The following is a 19,474-nucleotide window of genomic DNA, read 5'->3' on the forward strand; positions in this document are numbered from 1 at the left end:
ATTTTCTTTTTTTAAAAAATCCAAAAATGATTCTGTTTTTACATTTAGATGCAAATTTTTTGAAAAAAAGAACTTTTAACAAGATTTAGGACAAATATGAGTGTCCGAGTCTATTCTGTAACAAAATGCACTGATATAAAAAAATATGGGTAACCCTATACCCGCCGAAAACTGTTTTTCCTCTTATGTGAGGGCAGCAAGTATATCCAAAGCGCTTTTCTGTATTTCATTAAACATGGCCTGGCCGGACTCCTGTCCATCGCTATCCACCATGATGCGGACCAGTGGCTCTGTTCCGGATGCTCTTATTAAAGCCCATGAAGTGGAACGCTTGATTTTCAGGCCGTCCGTGTGGTCTGTGGATTCCCCTACGTAGTGTTTTTCAAGCCTTTTGATGAGCTGGGATCCATGGGGTGTTGCAAGTTTCTCCTTGATCATGTATCGTGTCGGTAACTGCTCAATAAGCGCCGACAGGTTCTGCCGGGTAGCAGCAAGAAGGGAGACCATAGCCGCGGCGGTCATTCCACCGTCTCGGCAGAACTGGTGATCCGGGAAGATTAACCCCCCATTTCCCTCCCCTCCGAATATCACTTTTTTCCCGGAGTTGAGAAGTTCTCGCATCGTGCGGGCTACATAAATACTTCCCACCGGCGTGTAGTGTACCGTGCACCCGGCTGCTTCGGCTACCAGTTCCACGATCTGGGATGTGCTGACCGGGGTAACCACAACACCTTTTTTCGTGATACAAATGTGCCGTGTAATAAGGGCAAACTCATGATTTTCTTCAATATAGTTCCCCTTATCATCGATGAAGACTGCCCGATCTGCGTCCCCGTCGTGGGCAACACCGAACGCGGCATTATTTGCCGTCACCATTGCTGCGAGACCTTCAAGGCCTTCGGGGGAGGGTTCAGGCAACCGCCCCGGAAAGGTACCATCCATAATGCCATTAATGGTAAGGACCCGGCAACCCAGTGCCTGGAGAATCGCCGGTGTTGTCTGGCATGCAGGACCGGATCCAGGATCGACCACGACGGTCATTCCGTGCCCGGGCTTCCCTTCAAACTGACCAACTATTGCTTGAACATATTCGTCAATCAGATGAGGAGCCGCAATCTCTGTCCCAACCTGGTCCCAGGGTTTGACCTCCGATGATCGATCTGCAAGCAGTTCTTCAAGCCTGATGGTCTCTTCATCTCCCATCTCGGTCCCGTCAGGTTCGATTATTTTTACCCCGTTATACTCCGGGGGGTTGTGGGAAGCCGTGATCATTGCACCCCCGTCATAATGTTCTTTTACAATATACTGGAGGGCCGGCGTCGGGAGCACCCCGCAATCGATCACCTCACAACCGGTGGCAAGGAGACCTGCCTTGAGCGCATTGGCAAGGACAAAGCCGGTGGTTCGTGTATCGCGGCCAACAGCAATTTTTCCCGGGCGCATCGTTCCAAGTGCTTTTCCGATACTGAGTGTAAGTTCCGGGGTGATCTCTTTCCCCGCTATCCCGCGGACACCGTTTGTTCCAAAAAGCTTCTTCTGGATCTTTTTAACTGCCATTTTCGTTAAGATGCATCAGGTTTTTGTATTTTAATAATCTTCGAAACGGGAGAAATCAGAGACAACTTCACGCACCGTCGGATTTCGCAGGATGCAGCTTTCACTGGGAAGATCCCCTATCACGATCTTCGGGAATGGGCGAGCTTTGAATCCTTCTATGACTGCAAAATCGATACCCTGATGTTTGAACAGATGAAGCATGTGATCGAGGTCAATGGTGCGGAGGGCAACGACGGATTTGTCTGCATCAATCCCGGCTGAGATATCCGCTTCATTTTCAAAAAAAATTGTTGTGTCTTTTCCCTCTTCCTGGCGGAAGTCATGATCGCCAAGGTGTTTGATTACCCCCACACGACCATAGGGTTTCAGCGCCGGAATAAGATGGGTAATAAATGTGGTCTTTCCGGTATTTGCACGGCCGACCACCTGAATAATTTTCATAGTGGCCGGCTCTCATTGTTTTCGGATTTATTTACGGGATCGACCTTTGTGTGTCTTTCATCTTGGATGGATTTCTTTTCGAGGGGTATCCCGGATATTTTTTCCTGATTATCGTGGATCTCCGAACCTGAGTTTCCTTCGTGGAGGTCGCTGTTAGGAAAGGTTGTATTTTTTATTTCAGTATATAGTCGGTCATTGGGAGTGCTTTCCACTGAAGAAACCCGAAAGTTTTCCGGTGGAATCCTATTATCCGGCAGTTCCATTTCCCCTTCGGATATGGCATGAGGATTTGAGGTATCTGCCGAGGTATTCTCACTTCTTTGGGTCAGGATAGTCTTCGCGGTCTCCCCGACACTCCGCATCACTCTGGTGATACGATCTTCAATATCGATCTCCTCATCGATATCCAGCGTTGTTCCCTCTACCTCCAGAAGGAAGCGTGAGACCTCGCTTGCTTCAAAAAGAAGATCGTCAAGTTCGTCCGTGGTGAAAAACCCGCACATCGCCCCATAAAAAAAGGTGGCACTTGCTTTTCGGACTTTTTTCTTGAATGAGTGACGAGCCTGATTGACAGCCTGGGGCGAGTACGGTTCTTCCATGAAAGGGACCAGTTCCGTGAGATGTTTCCCGATAAAGGTCATCTCTGCGCCACCGGAGGTCCTGAAATCTGTACATAACCGTGCAAGCGCCCATTCCCGTGCAGTAATATAGGTACGCTTACGCAGGAACTGGTTGACCTTCCGGTAGGTGGCTCCGTCTACTTTTTTGAATTTCCTGTATTTGCCGATCGCATTCTGGCTGTCATCGTCCATGAAGATCTCCCTATATAGTGGGTGAATGGCGAAATGAATGCTTGTTTCCTGTTGTTCTCGCTATGTGATAGATCCCGTTTGTATATAGCAGTATGTGGTTTATATCTAGTGGAAATTCCCCCGGTAACGGGAAAAACGAATAATAAATCTTCCCCTTCTGCTGGTATTTGAGATTAATTGGCCCATCATTCTGTGATCCTCTGGAGGGATCTCGATAGGTGCAGTGGTCTTTTTATCTGATCCGCAAATGTGGGTCATCTGAATTATAAAAACGGGGGACTAAACCCATCGAAGAATCAGGGATGTTTTTTAGTAAATAATTTAGTTTGATCTATTTTATACTCGCAAGGAAGACCCCTTGCCAATATCCCAAAATAACCGGGTTAACTATTTGTTATTTGTCTGGTTGGAGTTGTCTTCCCCCATAATATCCCGGATATAGTGTTTCATCCTCGCTCCGGGATCCTGAGGTGAGGCGTGATTGTCTGGAGATTCCGGTCTCTCCTGATCAGCGGCAATTTCTTCATGACTCGCTTTTCTGGGATGCACATTACTGTTCTTTGCAATGAACTCATCCAGTGCCGTGCGGGGAATCCTCCAGGCACGATACGAGATCTTTGTTCCGGCAAGTCTGCCGGTACGGAGCCAGTGATGGACAGTCTTCTGGTGGACGCCAAGGATCTCCGCCACTTCTTTTGTACTCAGAAAAAGGGCATCCGCGGTCATACTACATTACCCATGATTCCTTTTACTGCCATAATAAAGTAGTTCTAAAAATTTCGTAACTCTGGCTGTTTCGACAGTACACTTAAGGGACATGATGTTTCCGGGAGGGGTACACCTGGTGAGAACTTCTGGTTCATTAACCGATGAGCACTTGCCAGGGATTGTCGATTGATCTCGTGGAGGAAGGTCGATAAGGTGTATGATATCTCCTCTGCTGTATCCTTTGCAATGTCTTTGGTACCTCGGTGACAATAGTTCAATAGTGTATGATCTTCTTGTTCTGAAGGAAAAATGGCCCTTTAGTATATAGCATCATGTGGTTTATAATGTTGGTCATTCTGTTGAAAATGCTTATCTTTTAAAGGGCAAATTACCCGTTATTTCCGGATATCTCTGCAATTTGCACGATTTCTCTACCGAAGGAAAAGAAATAATAGGGTAATCTATTTGGGTGAGTTAGCAGACAAATGACAGTCAAGAATCCATTTTTACCATCAGACCAGGGCACAGGTGACCTTTGTTTTCAGTAATTGTATAACGATATCCAATTAAAAAAGACAAAATAACCTTTACTTGGTTCGTGGCATTGAATAAAAGATGCTGAATTATTCGTCGATCAAGGATTCAGATTCTCTTGTCTGGGGAAAGGGCACGTTTATGGAAATCCATGCCTGTTTCCCGGTTGATTCCCTCTATTTTCCAGTATTATTTCATACATGTATCGGAATTTTTTCTGATCATCCGCGTATTTATCCGACCTCCGGGCTGCTCCCGGATCGGTTTTTATAGGTTTGAGACTGTTTTTCCAGAGAACATATCAGGATTGCAAGATTCGCAATATCAGAAATGGGAGAAAGGGGCGTGAATCTCTGTGATGAAACTTGCTACCTAAAGAGAAAATTTGGAAAATCCAGATCTTTCTTCGACGGCACAATCCGGATTTTCCACATTTTCCCGGAAGCAATCTTTCTGTTTTTGCTATCCCGTTTTCGGCCAGGTTTTCAGGACTTTTCTATACTCTTCCGTTGGGAATCATGGCGGTATAACGTAGTGTAGGGAATATCCAGGATCCGTGAGATCGCTGCGAGGGAGATATTTTTTTCCTGCAGTTCCTGGACGCGTTTCCACGGAATGGATCGTATCGGTCTTCCCAGTTTGACACCGTCGGCTTTTGCCCGAGCAATGCCGAGTTTTGTACGTTCGATCAGGTTTTCACGCTCGCGATCTGCGACCCACGAAAAGATGGAAAGCATAAGGTCCCGGAGCTTTTTATCCTCAATCCTGCTCCATGATTCTGCAGGGGAGAGTGACCAGACGCGGGTACCTGACTCTTCGAGAGTGCGGACCATACTCAGTGTGTCAAGGAAAGACCGGCCCAGCCGCGAGATCTCGAAGACATACAGGGTGATCGGCTCGCCTGTGTGGGTCTTGATGAACTGGATCATTTGTGAGAATCCTTCCCTGTTCTGCATATCGGAGATCCCGGATATATGATCTACGAAAATATGATCCCGGATTAACCCCTCGTCCAGAAGGACCTTGATCTGGTTCTCCGCATTCTGGTCCTCCCGGGACACGCGAACATAGCCAATTTTTATCATAAATCATACCTTTTGATAAAGTAATTTTATCAAAAACTAATAAACTTTTTGATATCTTTTATCGTTCGTTTTTGATCAACAAATCCGGGAAAACTGGTTAAAAATGGGAGAAATTGTGAGCTGCACCGGAGAAAAAAAGTGGAAAATTTGGAATTATCCGGATTCCGAAGTCAGCCTCACTGAAGCAGGGCTTTCCACCAGGGAAGCAGAATCGAGGCTCCCGACATTCGTGCAACGTTGGAAATTTCTTTTTTAAACGGTATCAGTATCTCAGCGTGACATTGTGCACGAAAATTATCCGTTTTTGTCCTGATCATTTTAGTTCTCAGCTGGGAGGATTGTGCCCCTCCGACGGTAGATCGCAAATAGCCGTGTTTCCAGGCCTTTCGTGCTCTTGGATCAGTAAATGTATAGGGGAAGTGAAAAAAGGCCGTTTTTGTGGCCTTCCGAATCCGGAATGGAATTGGTGCAGTCCTGCTCTTGTTCCAAACATCCTGGCATCTGTATACGATCCGGTCAGGGAGCCCGGTTCAGGAAATGCCGCTAATCTGCCATTCTTTTTGAAAAAGGAGAGTTCGCAGAATATGTATTCTGCGCAAACCTTTATTTATTTGAGATAAAAAAGATTAGGCCATGGGAAGCGGGTATTTTTCGGACTGGCTCAAAACCTACCGGAATTACCTGCGGATGCGCAACTATTCTACCCGGACGCTCGACAGCTACGAGCAGGTGATCAAGCATTTCGGCTATTACGTTTGGCTCCGCCGGCATACCGAAGTGACCAAGCTGGTCTTTTTCTGGAAGGATTTTGAGAATGCCCGCCTCGATACAAGCGTGGATGTCCCTCCGACGATGGTCACGGATTTCCTCTCGTTTGTATCGTCCATGCGTACGTATAAGCCAAAGACCTTTCACCGGATTATCTCGACACTCAGTTCCTTTTACCGGTTCCTCTCCACCCAGGGGGCGGTAGTTGCAAATCCCCTGAGCGGGATCGAACGCCCACGGATCAAGCAGCAGGAGGTAAAATATCTCAAGCACAACCAGGTGCTCCGTCTGATTGATTCGATCGAGGACCCTCGGGACAAACTGATTGTCCGGACGATCTATTCGACAGGCGTCCGGGTCTCCGAGCTCTGCAATATGAATATCGAGGATATTGATTTCGACGAGCATACCATCCGCATCCGCGGAAAAGGCGATAAGATCCGTATCGTCTTTGTTGACGACGATACGCTCGCCGGCATCCGGACCTTTGTGGGTAACCGGATTGTCGGCCCCCTCTTTATCGGGCAGCAGGGCAAGCATATCTCACCGAGGGCAATTCAGCATATTTTCAAACATTATGCCCCGAGTGGCATCACCCCTCACAAGATCCGCCACAGCTACGCAAGCGAACTGTACCGACGATCAAAGAACCTCCGTGTCGTTCAGGAGAACCTGGGCCATACTTCGATCAAGACCACGGAAATTTACCTGCACACGGATATCGATGAACGGCGTCAGGTGTACCAGCAGTTCTTCCCGCTTTCCGGTGATAACGAGACCACGTGAACGGTCTGTATTCACGTATCTTTCCATGGTAGTTTCCTGTTTTCCCTTATTCTGTTCCTTCTCTATCAAAAACCTCCCATTGCCCTCCATTTATCGAAATACGGCGTTATTCTGATTTTTTCGCATGTTCAATGTGCATCTTCTCTCTCTTTTATAAACTGTATAATGCTATACATTAAAGTTGCCTCCGGGATCTTCATTTTTCATGCAGTTTCTCCGGGATTGGACCGGATCCGGCAGTATACTGGCAGCTCCTTCCCGTTCGTTTGTTTTTTTCCGGAAAAAATTGTCAACTGCCCTGGTTGTGCGGGCCTGGTTTTGGAGCCCGGGGACTCAGAAAATGTCCGTTTATTTATAAAGGGGCCAATCCGGAATTTCCACATTTTTCCAGAATTTCAGGGAACGGTGAGGAATGGTCTGTCGTCAGAAAACAGGATTTTTCAGCACGATCCGTTTCCAAAAATTTCCATTTTTCCCATTTTGTGAAAGGGAACATTCTTCCCCATACGTCCCTCCGCTTTTTTGGTAACCAGTATACTGATTTTCGGAATCTTTTCCCTTCCGAAATCGGAAACTTGCAACGAGGCTCAGCCCGGATCCAAATCCGCTATACCTTGGATAATTGGACATAAAAAGAGAATTTTGGAAAATGCATGAACGTAAAGGAATCTGAGTGGGGAATTTCATATCAGAAAAGATGTGTTAATAGCTGCTTCTTTAAAAAGGAAAAATCCAGAATTTCCACATTTTTCCAAAATACGGGGGTGATAAGGGTAATTTCTCTCTCGTAAAACCGGAAAAAAGGTTCTTTTCTTATTCCGAAATATTCCACTTTACCCGATTGTGAAAGGGGGAGGTTCCATGGGGGGTTACTTTCGGATTTTTTCGTAATCCCTTTCATGGTTATCAATGCTTTTTTGAGTTTGGCGAGTGATATAACCGGGACGTTACACCACGAGATCCAAAAACGTCAGATTCGTGGTTTCATCGTCGAGTACCCCCGTAGTGTAGCGGTCAATCATGCAGGACTTTGGATCCGGCGACACCAGTTCGAATCTGGTCGGGGGTATGTCTGTGATCAGAGGGACAAATTCGTTTTTATATCCGGGCAGGCATACAATCCGGGTGTGACCAAGACCCTTCCCTTCCGCCTGCGCCTGTATATCTCTCTCATTGCGGTAGTAGTGGTTGCCGGAATTTCCGGCATGATCATTTTTGAAAACCGCACGCCACTCGATGCATTCTATTTTGTCGTGGTGACCATATCCACGGTAGGGTTTGGGGATATCCACCCGGTGACAGAAGCAGGAAAGCTGCTCACGATTGGCATCATCATTTTCGGTGTCGGCTGTTTCGTGGGGCTTGCGGCTTCGGCCCTGGACCTGATGATTGAGAACCGCGAACATTCAGTGCGCCTGCAGAATCTCAATCTTCTGGTAGGGGTTTTCTTCTCAGAAGTAGGAAACAACCTGATCCGGCGCTTTGCCGTTCAGGACCCGGCATCCGGACAGGCACTGCCCTTCCTGTTGGTCTCCAGTCAATGGACGGATGGGGATTTTACCCGGGCATCTGCGTCCATGAAACAGCATATCTCCATGCTGGACAGCCGGACCCTTGACCTCCCCGATCTCAAAGAATTCCTGGGGAACCACAAAGGAGTCCTGCTGACGCTTTTCGAGAACCCCCGGATCATTGAACACGAGGGATTCACTCCTCTTTTACAGGCAGTGTTTCACCTTGCCGAGGAACTGGCAGCACGGGACCAGCTTGCAGATCTTCCGGCATCTGATTATGCCCATCTCTCCGTAGATATCAACCGTGTCTACGGGCTGCTGGTCCAGGAATGGCTCACGTACATGCGCCACTTGAAGGTGCACTACCCGTACCTGTTCTCCCTTGCTGTGCGGACAAACCCGTTCGATGCACATGCATCTGCGGTTGTCAGGGAATAGCATCGGCTGACTTTCCGTGACCAGCACTCTTCTTTTTCAGGGCACGGTGCGTTCAGGTGTAAACCGGAAAACCAGCCTTGAACTGATCGATCAGAAAAGGTGATACCTGCTGTGCCCTTCAGCAGTGGCAGCGGAAGAGGTCCCGGACCATGTCCGGGATCTCCGAGACGCGGGAGGCTACCGGCACGCCGTGCTTTTTGAGCCGGGCGATCTTGGATTTCGCATCGCCCTCTCCACCCTCCACGATCGCTCCCGCATGGCCCATCCGCTTGTCCGGCGGGGCCGAGACTCCGGCAATGTACGAGACGATCGGCAGGCTGGTGGACGTGGCACCCTCCTCTTCCAGGTTCCCGCCGACTTCTCCAATCAGGACAACGGCCCTGGTCTGCGGATCCTTCTCGAAGCGTGCGAGGACGTCCACGAACGTCTGCCCGATAACCGGGTCGCCACCGATACCGACCACGGTACTCTGGCCGATGCCGGCCCGGGTAAGCTCGTCCACGACCTCGTAGGTGAGCGTACCGCTCCGCGAAATGACCCCCACGTTGCCCCGGGAAAAGAGTGCAGCCGGCATGATCCCCATCTTCACCTCGCCGGGCGAAAGGAGCCCGGGACAGTTGGGGCCGATTACGCTGGCACCTTCCATCCTCGCGTACGCGATCGCCTTCATGGTGTCCTGCACGGGAATGTGCTCGGTAATGCAGACGATGGTTGCGATGCCGGCGTTCGCCTCCTCCATGATGGCGTCGGCCGCTGCCCCCGCGGGGACGAAGATGACCGCTGCGCCGATGTCGTGCTCCTTCATGGCATCCTTCACGGTATTGTACACGGGAACGTTGTGCACCTGCTGGCCACCTTTGCCGGGGGTGACACCGGCAACAACGCCCCTGCCACCGACCTGCTTCGCGTACGCGTTCATCAGGCCGATGTGGAACTCGCCCTGCTTGCCGGTAGCACCCTGCACGAGAAGACCGGTGTTCCTGTCGCCATAGATCATGTGGTCACCTCCACGGCCTTCTTCACCACGAGGTCCATGGTGTCCAGCATCTCATACCCCTTTTCAGAGAGCAGCTGTCTCCCCTCCGCCTCGTTTGTCCCGGCCAGCCGGACGATCACCTTCTGGGAGATGCCCGCCGCGATGATTCCCTTAGCCACCTCGTTGCACTTGGTGATGCCGCCGAGCAGGTTCACGACGATGACCCTGACCGACGGGACGCTTGCCACGAGCCTGACCGCATTCTTCACCCGTTCACTCTCTGCCCCTCCGCCCACGTCAAGGAAGTTTGCCGCCTTCCCGCCATAGTACTCGATGAGATCGAGTGTAGCCATCGTGAGCCCGGCACCGTTGCCGATCACGCCGATCTTCCCGTCCAGCTCAACATAGGAGAAGCCGTGCTTCTCGGCCTCCCGCTCGCGCTCCGAGAGATCGCGGTTCATTGTGATCCCCTGCCTGCCCAGCGCATTGTCGTCCACGATGATCTTCGCATCTGCGGCAAAAACACCGGACGGCGTGGTGACCAGTGGGTTGATCTCGGCCAGCAGCGCGTCCTTCTCGATGAAGGTTTTATACAGTTTGTTGATGATCGGTCCGATCTCCTTTGGGGCTGTCCCGAGAAGTTCCCGGATCAAAAATGGCGGGAGATCCTTCATTAGGGGGTTTGCGACAACCTTCCGGATCAGTTCCGGGTGGTTTTTTGCGGTGATCTCGATCTCAACTCCCCCTGCTTCGGTGAAGAGAATAAGCGGCTGCTTGCTGGAACGGTCGACCGTGATCGAGAGATAATACTCATGCTGGATCGCGAGTTTCTGCTCGGCCAGAATCTCTTTTACCGGCAGTCCCCTGATCTGCTTTCCAAAGAGCTCCTGTGCGACCATCACCCCCGAGGTCTTGTCAGCCATCAGGATCCCGCCGGCCTTGCCCCTCCCGCCGACATCTACCTGCGCCTTGAGGACAAATGCATCGCCAAGTTCCTCAAGGTGGGATGTGAGTTCGTCCGGCGAGCGTATCAGGAATCCTGCCGGGACCGGGATCCCGGCGGCCTTTATCACATTCTTTGCCTCGTATTCACGGAGTTTCATGGCTGTTTCCCCAGCTGCAGGCCGAGCTGCATGGCTTTCAGGTTAAGGTCCTCGGTCCCTTTGGGCACGGAGTCGAGGATGGCTTTCTTTAAGGACTCCTCGCTCACCACGTGCGTTGCGGCAACGAGTGCCCCGAGCATGACGATGTTTGCCACAATATCCTTTTTTAGGGTCTGCTTCGCCTCCCCTGTCGCCGGGACCTCGATGCACCGGCACTTCGGGCGGGAGTGGACCAGGGTGGAGTCCACGAGCATCACGGCGGGGTCCTCTGCCGCTGCCCCGTATTTCTCGAAACCCTCCTGTGACATGATGACGTAGATATTCGGGTCCGCCACCTTGGGGTACAGGATCTCCTCGTCGTCAATGATGACGGCGCTCATGGAGGCCCCGCCCCGGGCCTCGGGGCCGTAGACCTGTGTCTGGACGGCAAACTTGCTGTCGTACATCACTGCGGCCCTGCCGATGATCACGGCCGAGAGGATGATTCCCTGGCCGCCAAAACCGGAGAACCGGATCTCGTTTCTCACAATTTCACCCCCATGGCCGGGCGGTTCCGACGCATAAGCTCCCCGACTACGAACATGTCCTCGGGGACGGCCTGCCCCTGTTCGAGGAGGCGATCGCGCTTTGCCCGCAGGAGGGAGTGGGTCTTTAAAAACTCGACATGGTCTGCCACCTGCCGGAACTTGTTCCTCCGCCCGAAGGCGGTGGGGCACTGGACGAGCGCCTCGACAAACGAGAAGCCCGGCGTCTCGAGGCCGGCTTTTACCGCCCGCTCGAGTTCTTTTACATGGTACGATGTCCAGCGGGCAACATAGTTGGCCCCGGCCGCGATGGCGAGTTCGCAGAGGTCGAAGGGGGGCTCGGTGCAGCCGTAGGGCGTGGTGGACGAGAGGCAGCCCCGGGGCGTGGTCGGGCTGCCCTGCCCGCCGGTCATCCCGTAGATCTGGTTGTTCATGCAGACCACCGTTATATCGATGTTGCGGCGGCAGGCATGGATAAAATGGTTGCCGCCAATGGCCGCAAGATCGCCGTCGCCCGTGAAGACCACTACATGGAGGTCCGGCTTTGCCATCTTGACTCCGGTGGCGAACGCGAGCGCCCGCCCGTGGGTGGTATGGAGCGAGTCGGTGAGGATGTAGCCCGGTGCCCGCGAGGAGCATCCGATGCCGGAAACAAAGACCGTCTCCTCTTTCTTCCAGCCCATGGAGTCCACGGCCGCAAGCGTGCAGTTGATGATCGTGCCGTTCCCGCAGCCGGCGCAGTAGATATGGGGCAGCCGGTCCTCGCGGTACCAGTCCTCAAAGCTCATACCTTTTCCTCCAGCACGGCGACGAGTTCGGCAGGGGTATGGAGGTCCCCGCCCAGCTTCGGGATGCTTGTCACCGGCACCTTCACGTGTCGCTCGATCTCGCGGGCGATCTGCCCGAGGTTCATCTCGGGGACGAGGAAGCGCTTTGCGTTCTTGAATTTCGCAAGCGCCTTCTCGGGGAACGGCCAGACCGTACGGAGCCGGAGGAAACCAATGTTTGCTTCCTTTTTATCGTGCATCACCTGCATGACCGTGCGGACCGGTCCGCCATAGGCTACAAAGACCTGCTCTGCATCGGGATTGGTGATATCGTAATCCGCGATCGTATCCCGGGCATTCTCGATCTTGTCCACGAGACGCTTTACGAGTGCCATGTGGAGCCTGGGGTTGGTTGCGCATGGGTACCCCCGCTCGTCATGGGTAAGGCCGGTCACGTGGACGTGCTGGCCGGTACCGAACGTGGGGAACCCGGGGACAAGGTCGGGATCGGTTGCCTTAAAGGGGGGTGTGCCGGGTACGAACTGTTTCCGGCCCACCCGTCCGACCGTTTCAGGGATGAGGATCTTCTCCCGCATGTGCCCGATCGTCTCGTCGGCCATCAGGAACACGGGGACGCGGTACTGGTCGGCGAGGTTGAATGCCTTTACCGTCAGCTCGTACATCTCCTGCACTGTCGCGGGGCAGAGGGCGATAATCGCATAGTCGCCGTGTGAACCGAACCGCACCTGCATCATGTCGCCCTGGGCCGACATGGTTGGCTGGCCGGTGGAGGGGCCCCCCCGCTGGACGTTTACGATCACGCAGGGGGTCTCGGTCATCGCCGCGTACCCGATGTTCTCCATCATCAGCGAAAAGCCCGGGCCGCTGGTTGCGGTCATTGCCCGGGAGCCGGTCCACGAGGCCCCGATGATGGAGGCCATGCTTGCGATCTCGTCCTCCATCTGGATGAAGACCCCTCCTTTTTTCGGGAGCTTTGCCGCCATGTGCTCGGCAACCTCGGTCGAAGGAGTGATAGGGTAGCCGCCAAAAAAGGTGCAGCCTGCCGCAAGCGCCCCCTCGGCGCAGGCCGTGTTGCCCTGCCAGAACTCAAGTCTCGACGTCAATATTCAATCGCCACCTTGTGGGGTTCGTACGGCTCCTCCTCTTCCCAGTGGATGGCCTGGTCGGGGCAGGTGAGCTGGCAGACGCCGCAGAGCTGCCTCCCGTAGAGATTGCGGAGCCGGCAGTTGGTGCAGCGCTCCGGCCGGTCCAGTTCCGGCACCACGATCCCCCGCCGGTTCGGGTGTTTGCCCTCCTTGAAGATCCGGTACGGGCAGACCTTCGTACAGAGGTTGCAGCCCTTGCACCGGGTCTCGTCTATGGCGAGTTTCATTATGGATCTGTCCTATCTATGTTGCAGGTGCGGTGAAAAAAATTTATGTGTTATCGGCAGTCCCGGCTCTGCCCGGGCCCGGCCGCACGTTTTGCTTTCTCCAGCACGGTCCCGAAGAGGTCGTTTCCCCGTGCATCGATCCCGACTACGAGGGGGAGCCGGTCGAGCTCGATCACCCAGACCGCTTCTGCCATGCCAAGATCCGGGAAATGGACACCTTTAAGCGTCATGTGCGAGGCGGCGAGCGCCGCACAGCCCCCGGTAAAGGCAAAGTACACGGCCCGGCCCATGAGCTGCTCCCTTACGGTGGCATCCATCCCGCCCTTGCCGATAAGCCCCCGGACCCCGGCATCGAGCAGGAACCCGGAAAGCGTATTCATCCGGGCGGATGTGGTTGGGCCTGCGGCAATGATTATATCGTCTTTTATGACCGGGCCGCAATGGTAGATCACCGCTCCTCTGGGATCGAAGGGGATGCCCTCTTTTTGCATGCGGAGGTGTACCTCGTCCCGGGCCGTGTAGACCCTGCCCGAGAGCTCGACCCGGTCACCGGCGCGGAGGGTTAGGACCTCATCGCCGAGAGGGGTGGTGAGCTGGATCGCCTTTTTTGTCACCAGTCCACCTCCACGGTCGCATGCCGGTTGGCCCAGCACTGCACGTTCACGGCCACCGGCAGCGAGGCCGTGTGGCAGGCAGCTGTCTTGACCTTGACCGCAAGCGCCGTGGTCTTTCCGCCCAGTCCCATCGGGCCGATCCCAAGCCGGTTTACCGCGTCGCAGAGCTGCTGCTCGAATTCGTTCATTGTATCAATGGGCTGGAGCAGCGCCTCCTTGGCAAGCGACGGGGCGGTATCGAAGGTCCCCCCGATACCAACCCCCAGTACCACCGGCGGGCAGGGCCGGCCTTCTGCGGCAAGCATTGTCCCGACCACGACTTCTTCGATCTTTCCTGCCTGCGAAGGGAGGAGCATCGTGATCCGCGAAACATTCTCCGCCCCTGCCCCTTTGGGGAGCACGGTCACGGTAAACCGTTCGCCGGGCCGCACATGGACCGCCGGCATCCCGGCGCCGGTGTTGTCCCCGGAGTTGTGGCGGGTAAGGGGATCGACCACATTGGGGCGGAGGGGGACTGCAGTTGTTGCCTGGCGGATGCCTTCGGCCACACCCTCAAAAAGGACCGGGGAGAACTGAACGTGCGGGGGCAGGTCGAGGTACACGACCGGGACCCCGGTATCCTGGCAGAGGGGCACACCCAGCCGTTCGGCAGCCTCAATATTTTTCGTGATATTCTCGTATTCCCCGCGGGGAACGACATCGGTCTCGGAGGCCCGGGCCTGTGCGATCGCCCGTTTTACATCGCCGGGCAGGTAAATGACTGCCTCCCGCATGGCCCGGCAGGTAGCGTCAGCAAGTGCTTCCCGCAGGTCACGTCTCTCCCTCTGCTGCATTTATCCATAATTAAGCGGCAGGGATGTTATATACTGTGCGACTGGCACGAAGGGGCCAGTCATGACCTTTCGGTCCCAAGAAAAGATCGCATAACCGGAAGATCCGGCAGGTGTCCGGGCGATTCCCCGTTCCGGACCCAAAAAAATGAAAAGAAAACCGGGGGATCCGGTTATTTCTTGTCCTTTCCGCCTTTTGCCGGGGCAGCCTTTCCGCCCTTGCCAGCGTCCGCACCCTTTGCTGCGGGTTCGGCCTTTGCGGGTTCTGCACCCTTGCCGCCCTTGTGATCTGCACCCTTTGCACCCTTTGCTGCCGTTTCTGCTGCCGGCTCTGCTGCTGCCTCGGTCTCAACCTTGACCGGTGCCGCGATCTTATCGCCGGCGATCTTGGGTGCTGCAACGATCCTGCCACTGACCTTGATCGTGTGTACCTTGAGATGGGACGGGGTCGGGAGCTTGTGGGCACCGTTTCTGAGTGCCGCCTTGACCTTGTCGAGATACTGGGCCGTGGTGTAGACCGTAAAGATCATCTGGCCTGCCTCAACCCGTGCTGCGGTTCCTACAGCCTTACCGAATGCGAGCCGCATGCCTTCCGACACACGGTCCGCACCTGCGCCGGTTGCCTGCTTGTTCTCCCGGAGCACGTGGTGCGGGAAGACCCGGACCTTGAAGTGGAAGTTCGTCCTGCCGACGTCCTTTAAGAGTTTCCTGTTGACCGAGATACGGGCCGCCTCAAGTGCGCTGTGCCGGATCTGGCAGGTCTCTTCAACGATCAGGTCAATCTCGGTCGGGAATTCCTGGGAGAGGTTTCCCATCTCGAACTGTACAATCTTGTTGCCGGGAACCCCGCCCATGTACTCGCGCCGAGTGTAGGCCTTCTTTGCCAGGTTCCGGTACATCTTCCCCGGTTTTCTTACCATCGCATTCTTCTCCTGGTGTATGAATCGTTAAAGCAGGGCACGAAAAGCACGGATTATATCAGGGCTGCCGTACCTGCACACGTCACAAACTGCTTTTATAAAATAGAGATTGAGCGTATTAAACCTTACTGGACAGGATCCGATTCTTCCCGGATCATATCAAGCAGGTGGCGCCGGATCTGGCCGAACTCTTCACCGGTACGGTTGCGGGGGCGGGCATGGGAGATGGTAACAATCTCCTTGATCCGGCCCGGGCGGTGCGTGAGAACCACAATGCGATCGGCAAGGAAGACCGCCTCGTCCACGCTGTGGGTCACAAAGAGGATCGTCTTTTTTGTCTTCTCCCAGATCCGGAGCAGCTCGTGCTGCATCCGGTTGCGGGTCTGGGCGTCGAGCGCCCCGAACGGCTCATCCATGAGCAGGATGGAGGGCTCAATGGCAAGTGCTCGTGCTACAGCCACCCTCTGGCGCATGCCTCCGGAGAGCTCGTGTGGGTGCCTCTTTTCAAACCCCTCAAGGCCCACAAGGTCGAGATACTTCTCCGCAGCTGCAATCCGTTCGGTCTTTTTTATCCCCCGGAGTTCCATGCCGAGCGTCACGTTCTCTTCCACGGTCCGCCACGGGTAAAGGGAATATTCCTGGAAGATCATGGCCATTTTCGGGCTGGGACAGGTAATTACTGCCCTGTCCAGTATTACCGAACCAGAAGATGCGGACTCAAGGCCGGCGATAATCCGAAGCAGGGTTGTCTTCCCACACCCTGAGGGTCCAAGGATGCAAATAAACTCCTCGTTACCGACAGAGAGCGAGATGTCCGAGAGTGCCTCCATGGTCTGGTTGTCTTCTGAAACAAACGTCCGCGAGACGTTTTTTATCTCCAGCGTCATCGCTCCAGCCCCCTCCACCCGAACCAGCGTTTTTCCACTGCCCTGAATCCCTGGTCGACGATGAGGCCGATAAGTCCTATCACTATAATGCCGGCGATAATCACGTTGATCTGCCCCAGATTATAGGCGTACATGATCAGGTACCCGAGCCCTGAGGTGGGACCGGGCAGGATCTCTGCGGCAACCACGCACATCCACGAGATCCCAAAACCCACACGGAGGCCGGTCCAGATGGTCGGAGCAGCACCAGGCAGGATAACTTTTGTAAGGACCTGGCGCTCGCTTGCCCCAAGTGTCGTACTTACTTCAATCCAGGTATTTTTTACCCCCCGCACCCCGTCAACGGTATTGAGCAGGATCGGGAACACCGCCCCGATAAAGATAATGAAAACGATGGAGACGATCCCGATCTTAAACCAAGCCAGGGCCAAGGGTACCCAGGCAAGGGGTGGAACCGGTCGGAGGAGTTCGATGGTGGTATCGAAAAAATCGTTAAGCACGGCAAACCTGCCCATCCCTATCCCCAGGGGGATAGCAATGACCGCGGCCAGTACAAACCCCAGGACTACCCGTTCAATGCTGACAAGGGCATTTTCCACGAGGCTTCCCGTCCCCAGGATATCGGAGAACGGAGAGAGCAGCAACGGGATGACAGTTTCAAGTTTGGGCAGGAAAAAAGGATTGTTGACGATAATTGCCGCAACCTCCCACCCGATGATGAGGAGGATGGGCAATACCAGTCCGAGGCGCCGTGTCATTGTTCCTTACAGTAATAAGTGGCGATCCTCTTCAAACCTTCACTTCAGTTACGGTAATGCCGCTGTTCTGCAGGGCGCTGCGGATCATGACATCCTGGATGGAGCCCTTACCGGGCGCCGCGATCACCAGTGGCTTTCCAGCATCCGAGCGAGCCTTTGCCCATGCGGCAAAGCTCTGCCAGTCCTGGACCGGTGCGCCATTGGCGACTACCAGGCCGCTTCCCAGATTGTCGATTGGGTACGCAATGGTGATCGGAATCCCCTGGTCAATCGCACTGATTGCCGGGGGAACACCGACATAGGACATCTGGATCGAGTTGGTAGCTGCAAGCTGCATCAGGTTGGGCCCGGCGTTTGCCGGCACCAGGTTGACCGTTGCAACTTTCTGGCCGTTAACAATGAAGTCCGCAACATCCGGTTTTGCCTTGGTCAGATCTTCGGGCTTGAGGGCAATACCGTAGGTGTCATTGAAGTACTGCCAGTCCTTCACCGCGACAAAGAGTGCGGAGTGATCTACTGCCATGAGGTACCCGACACCCACCGTATTCTGCATGGGTGCAGGAGTGATCACATTCTTTGAAGAGATGATGGCAGTTGCGCTGGTGAACGGCTGGAAGTTGTAAAGAACGGTATCCTGGTTGGTACTGTTTGCGACAAAACCCCTGACGGTCCCGAGGTTAATAAGTGCCTGCACGAAATCCGAGGTGCTGGCTTTCCAGGAGTCTGAGGGATTGTTCGAGAACTCAATAGTGGGAATAGAGTTATTGACTGCGGTCACCGAAGAGACGCTTACGTTTCCGTAGGTGAAGTTTTGTCCGCCGGCCAGCCAGTCCGCATCGATCGCGGCAGTTTCCTGCGGGTGGTCGTTGATGTACTGGGTTGCTGCAAGGTTGAGAGCAGAGAAGTCATTGACAAAGTCAGGGTTCTGGGCGTAGAAGTCCTTTCTTACCACAAAGACGTTCTGCGGGTGGTCGCTCCATTCTCCTGCGGGCGGGAGGTCCTTGGAATAGACCGCGACATGGCCGATGTTGCTCTCCACACCTGCTTCAACGACCGGCTGCCAGGCAATGTACCCGTCAACCTGGCCGGTGGCAAGCAGCGAGGGCATCGGGCCGACGCCTGCGGTCTCGAGAATTCCGACCGTCCCGTTGGCTGAAGGTACTGCGGCACTGCCTGAGGAAGTACCGGCCGGCTGCGTGCAGCCGGCAGAGAGCAGGACAAGGACAAGGGCAAGCGTAACAAACGCAATTGCCGTAAGTTTCATGAATTTCATACGTACGGGTTATCCGGGCGATCATAAAAAAGTGCACCATTTCGGCAAGTATTTTATCCAATTCAGGAAAAAAGTGGACAAAATATTTACAATTGGATAAAATAATTATGCTTCTTGTCCACTGGTTGTTAATCCGTTCAGCAGAGAAACTCATTATTTTTGGACAAAAAGAAAATTTTTTTGTAATAATTTCTCGTATTGTATCTTTGCTATGGCACATGTGGACCCGGTTGACCGGCTTATGCGCGCTGCCCTCACCTCGGATGAGGCGTTTGTGGCCACGTTAAACGATCTCCTGAAAAACGATCTTCGTATCAGCGTGCGGGATCTTGCGGAGCACTGCGGGATCGCCCAGAGTTCGCTCTATAAGATCCTGCACGGGAAACGCTCGCCCAACCTCTCGACCCTGCGGGAGATCACCAAGGCCCTCCGGCATTTCTACCACGTGGGCGACGAGAATTTTATCGGCCTGATCGCGGCAAGGCCTGTGCTCGAGAGTGTCGAGGAACGGATGGCTGACGTGGACGGCCACCATATGCGGGTACGGGAGTACCCGGTCCATACCATGGAGGACGCGATCGTGGCCGCGGTGCGGGCAGAGCGGGAAGGGGCGATTGCAATTGTCTGCGCCCCAATCGTCTCGAGCATCATCGAGCAGCTTGTCCATGTACCGGTAGCGACGATTATACCGCGCGAATCGGTCCAGCAAGCGATCGAACTGGCCGCCCGGAAGGCGTGGATTTAATCGATCCGCGCACACACATGAGTGTATACGAAGAGGGAAAA

Annotated in this window: 19 protein-coding genes, 1 tRNA gene and 1 pseudogene; 4 read left to right on the plus strand and 17 right to left on the minus strand. The window is 54.0% G+C overall.

The window, feature by feature from the left end; genetic code table 11:
- Positions 1 to 183: 183 nt before the first annotated feature.
- The 5 genes from glmM to VMS83_RS06030 form a co-directional block, all read right to left on the minus strand.
- Positions 184 to 1,557, minus strand: a complete 1,374-nt coding sequence (glmM, locus tag VMS83_RS06010) for a phosphoglucosamine mutase (protein ID WP_325410850.1) — start codon at positions 1,555 to 1,557, stop codon at positions 184 to 186.
- Positions 1,558 to 1,587: 30 nt separating this feature from the next.
- On the minus strand, positions 1,588 to 1,998 hold the full coding sequence (gene mobB, locus VMS83_RS06015; RefSeq protein ID WP_325410852.1) for a molybdopterin-guanine dinucleotide biosynthesis protein B: 411 nt from the start codon (positions 1,996 to 1,998) through the stop codon (positions 1,588 to 1,590).
- Entirely contained in the window at positions 1,995 to 2,810 is an 816-nt protein-coding gene (locus VMS83_RS06020) for a DUF5806 family protein (protein WP_325410854.1), read from the minus strand. Before VMS83_RS06020 ends, mobB begins: the two co-directional genes overlap by 4 nt.
- A 387-nt stretch (positions 2,811 to 3,197) precedes the next feature.
- A complete protein-coding gene (locus tag VMS83_RS06025) occupies positions 3,198 to 3,536 on the minus strand; it encodes a helix-turn-helix domain-containing protein (RefSeq protein WP_325410856.1) in 339 nt (112 codons plus the stop codon).
- A gap of 1,001 nt (positions 3,537 to 4,537) precedes the next feature.
- A complete protein-coding gene (locus tag VMS83_RS06030) occupies positions 4,538 to 5,137 on the minus strand; it encodes a recombinase family protein (protein ID WP_325410857.1) in 600 nt (199 codons plus the stop codon).
- 633 nt (positions 5,138 to 5,770) lie between these two features.
- Here VMS83_RS06030 and xerA point away from each other — a divergent pair.
- The 3 genes from xerA to VMS83_RS06045 all read left to right on the plus strand — a co-directional run bounded on the left by xerA (position 5,771) and on the right by VMS83_RS06045 (position 8,643).
- Positions 5,771 to 6,691: a site-specific tyrosine recombinase/integron integrase gene (xerA, locus tag VMS83_RS06035; protein ID WP_325410859.1), complete on the plus strand. Its 921-nt coding sequence runs from the start codon at positions 5,771 to 5,773 to the stop codon at positions 6,689 to 6,691.
- A 996-nt stretch (positions 6,692 to 7,687) separates the two neighbouring features.
- Positions 7,688 to 7,760: transfer RNA gene (locus tag VMS83_RS06040), tRNA-Gln, on the plus strand.
- Positions 7,761 to 7,818: 58 nt separating this feature from the next.
- Positions 7,819 to 8,643, plus strand: coding sequence for a potassium channel family protein (locus VMS83_RS06045; RefSeq protein WP_325410861.1), 825 nt, complete (start codon positions 7,819 to 7,821; stop codon positions 8,641 to 8,643).
- A 118-nt stretch (positions 8,644 to 8,761) separates the two neighbouring features.
- On the opposite strand, the gene sucD is transcribed toward VMS83_RS06045, so the two are convergent.
- The 12 genes and pseudogenes from sucD to VMS83_RS06105 all read right to left on the minus strand — a co-directional run bounded on the left by sucD (position 8,762) and on the right by VMS83_RS06105 (position 18,688).
- Positions 8,762 to 9,640, minus strand: a complete 879-nt coding sequence (gene sucD, locus VMS83_RS06050; RefSeq protein WP_325410863.1) for a succinate--CoA ligase subunit alpha — start codon at positions 9,638 to 9,640, stop codon at positions 8,762 to 8,764.
- On the minus strand, positions 9,637 to 10,722 hold the full coding sequence (locus VMS83_RS06055; RefSeq protein ID WP_325410864.1) for a succinate--CoA ligase subunit beta: 1,086 nt from the start codon (positions 10,720 to 10,722) through the stop codon (positions 9,637 to 9,639). Before VMS83_RS06055 ends, sucD begins: the two co-directional genes overlap by 4 nt.
- Positions 10,719 to 11,249, minus strand: coding sequence for a 2-oxoacid:acceptor oxidoreductase family protein (locus VMS83_RS06060; RefSeq protein ID WP_325410865.1), 531 nt, complete (start codon positions 11,247 to 11,249; stop codon positions 10,719 to 10,721). Before VMS83_RS06060 ends, VMS83_RS06055 begins: the two co-directional genes overlap by 4 nt.
- The gene (locus VMS83_RS06065; protein WP_325410868.1) at positions 11,246 to 12,034 is read right to left on the minus strand and encodes a thiamine pyrophosphate-dependent enzyme; all 789 of its coding nucleotides are present in this window, start codon (positions 12,032 to 12,034) and stop codon (positions 11,246 to 11,248) included. The genes VMS83_RS06060 and VMS83_RS06065 overlap by 4 nt, the downstream gene beginning before the upstream one ends.
- Positions 12,031 to 13,137, minus strand: a complete 1,107-nt coding sequence (locus tag VMS83_RS06070) for a 2-oxoacid:acceptor oxidoreductase subunit alpha (RefSeq protein WP_325410870.1) — start codon at positions 13,135 to 13,137, stop codon at positions 12,031 to 12,033. The genes VMS83_RS06065 and VMS83_RS06070 overlap by 4 nt, the downstream gene beginning before the upstream one ends.
- Positions 13,134 to 13,406: a 4Fe-4S dicluster domain-containing protein gene (locus VMS83_RS06075; RefSeq protein WP_325410872.1), complete on the minus strand. Its 273-nt coding sequence runs from the start codon at positions 13,404 to 13,406 to the stop codon at positions 13,134 to 13,136. Before VMS83_RS06075 ends, VMS83_RS06070 begins: the two co-directional genes overlap by 4 nt.
- 50 nt (positions 13,407 to 13,456) lie before the next feature.
- Positions 13,457 to 14,020 carry a FumA C-terminus/TtdB family hydratase beta subunit gene (locus VMS83_RS06080; protein WP_325410874.1) on the minus strand — a complete coding sequence of 188 codons (564 nt, stop codon included), beginning with the start codon at positions 14,018 to 14,020 and terminating at the stop codon, positions 13,457 to 13,459.
- The gene (locus VMS83_RS06085; protein WP_325410876.1) at positions 14,017 to 14,853 is read right to left on the minus strand and encodes a fumarate hydratase; all 837 of its coding nucleotides are present in this window, start codon (positions 14,851 to 14,853) and stop codon (positions 14,017 to 14,019) included. The genes VMS83_RS06080 and VMS83_RS06085 overlap by 4 nt, the downstream gene beginning before the upstream one ends.
- A 413-nt stretch (positions 14,854 to 15,266) precedes the next feature.
- Positions 15,267 to 15,770: pseudogene (locus tag VMS83_RS06090) on the minus strand (50S ribosomal protein L16); the annotation flags it as partial.
- Positions 15,771 to 15,895: 125 nt separating this feature from the next.
- Complete coding sequence (locus VMS83_RS06095; protein ID WP_325410877.1) at positions 15,896 to 16,657, minus strand: ABC transporter ATP-binding protein; 762 nt, start codon at positions 16,655 to 16,657, stop codon at positions 15,896 to 15,898.
- Entirely contained in the window at positions 16,654 to 17,415 is a 762-nt protein-coding gene (locus VMS83_RS06100; RefSeq protein ID WP_325410879.1) for an ABC transporter permease, read from the minus strand. Before VMS83_RS06100 ends, VMS83_RS06095 begins: the two co-directional genes overlap by 4 nt.
- A gap of 31 nt (positions 17,416 to 17,446) precedes the next feature.
- Positions 17,447 to 18,688 (minus strand): ABC transporter substrate-binding protein, encoded by a 1,242-nt coding sequence (locus VMS83_RS06105; protein ID WP_325410881.1) that lies wholly within the window; start codon positions 18,686 to 18,688, stop codon positions 17,447 to 17,449.
- Between the two features lie 211 nt (positions 18,689 to 18,899).
- Here VMS83_RS06105 and VMS83_RS06110 point away from each other — a divergent pair, with 211 nt between their 5' ends.
- Positions 18,900 to 19,433, plus strand: a complete 534-nt coding sequence (locus VMS83_RS06110) for a helix-turn-helix domain-containing protein (RefSeq protein ID WP_325410883.1) — start codon at positions 18,900 to 18,902, stop codon at positions 19,431 to 19,433.
- Positions 19,434 to 19,474: the final 41 nt, after the last annotated feature.

It is taken from the genome of Methanoregula sp. (assembly GCF_035543475.1).
Classification (GTDB): Archaea; Halobacteriota; Methanomicrobia; order Methanomicrobiales; family Methanospirillaceae; genus Methanoregula.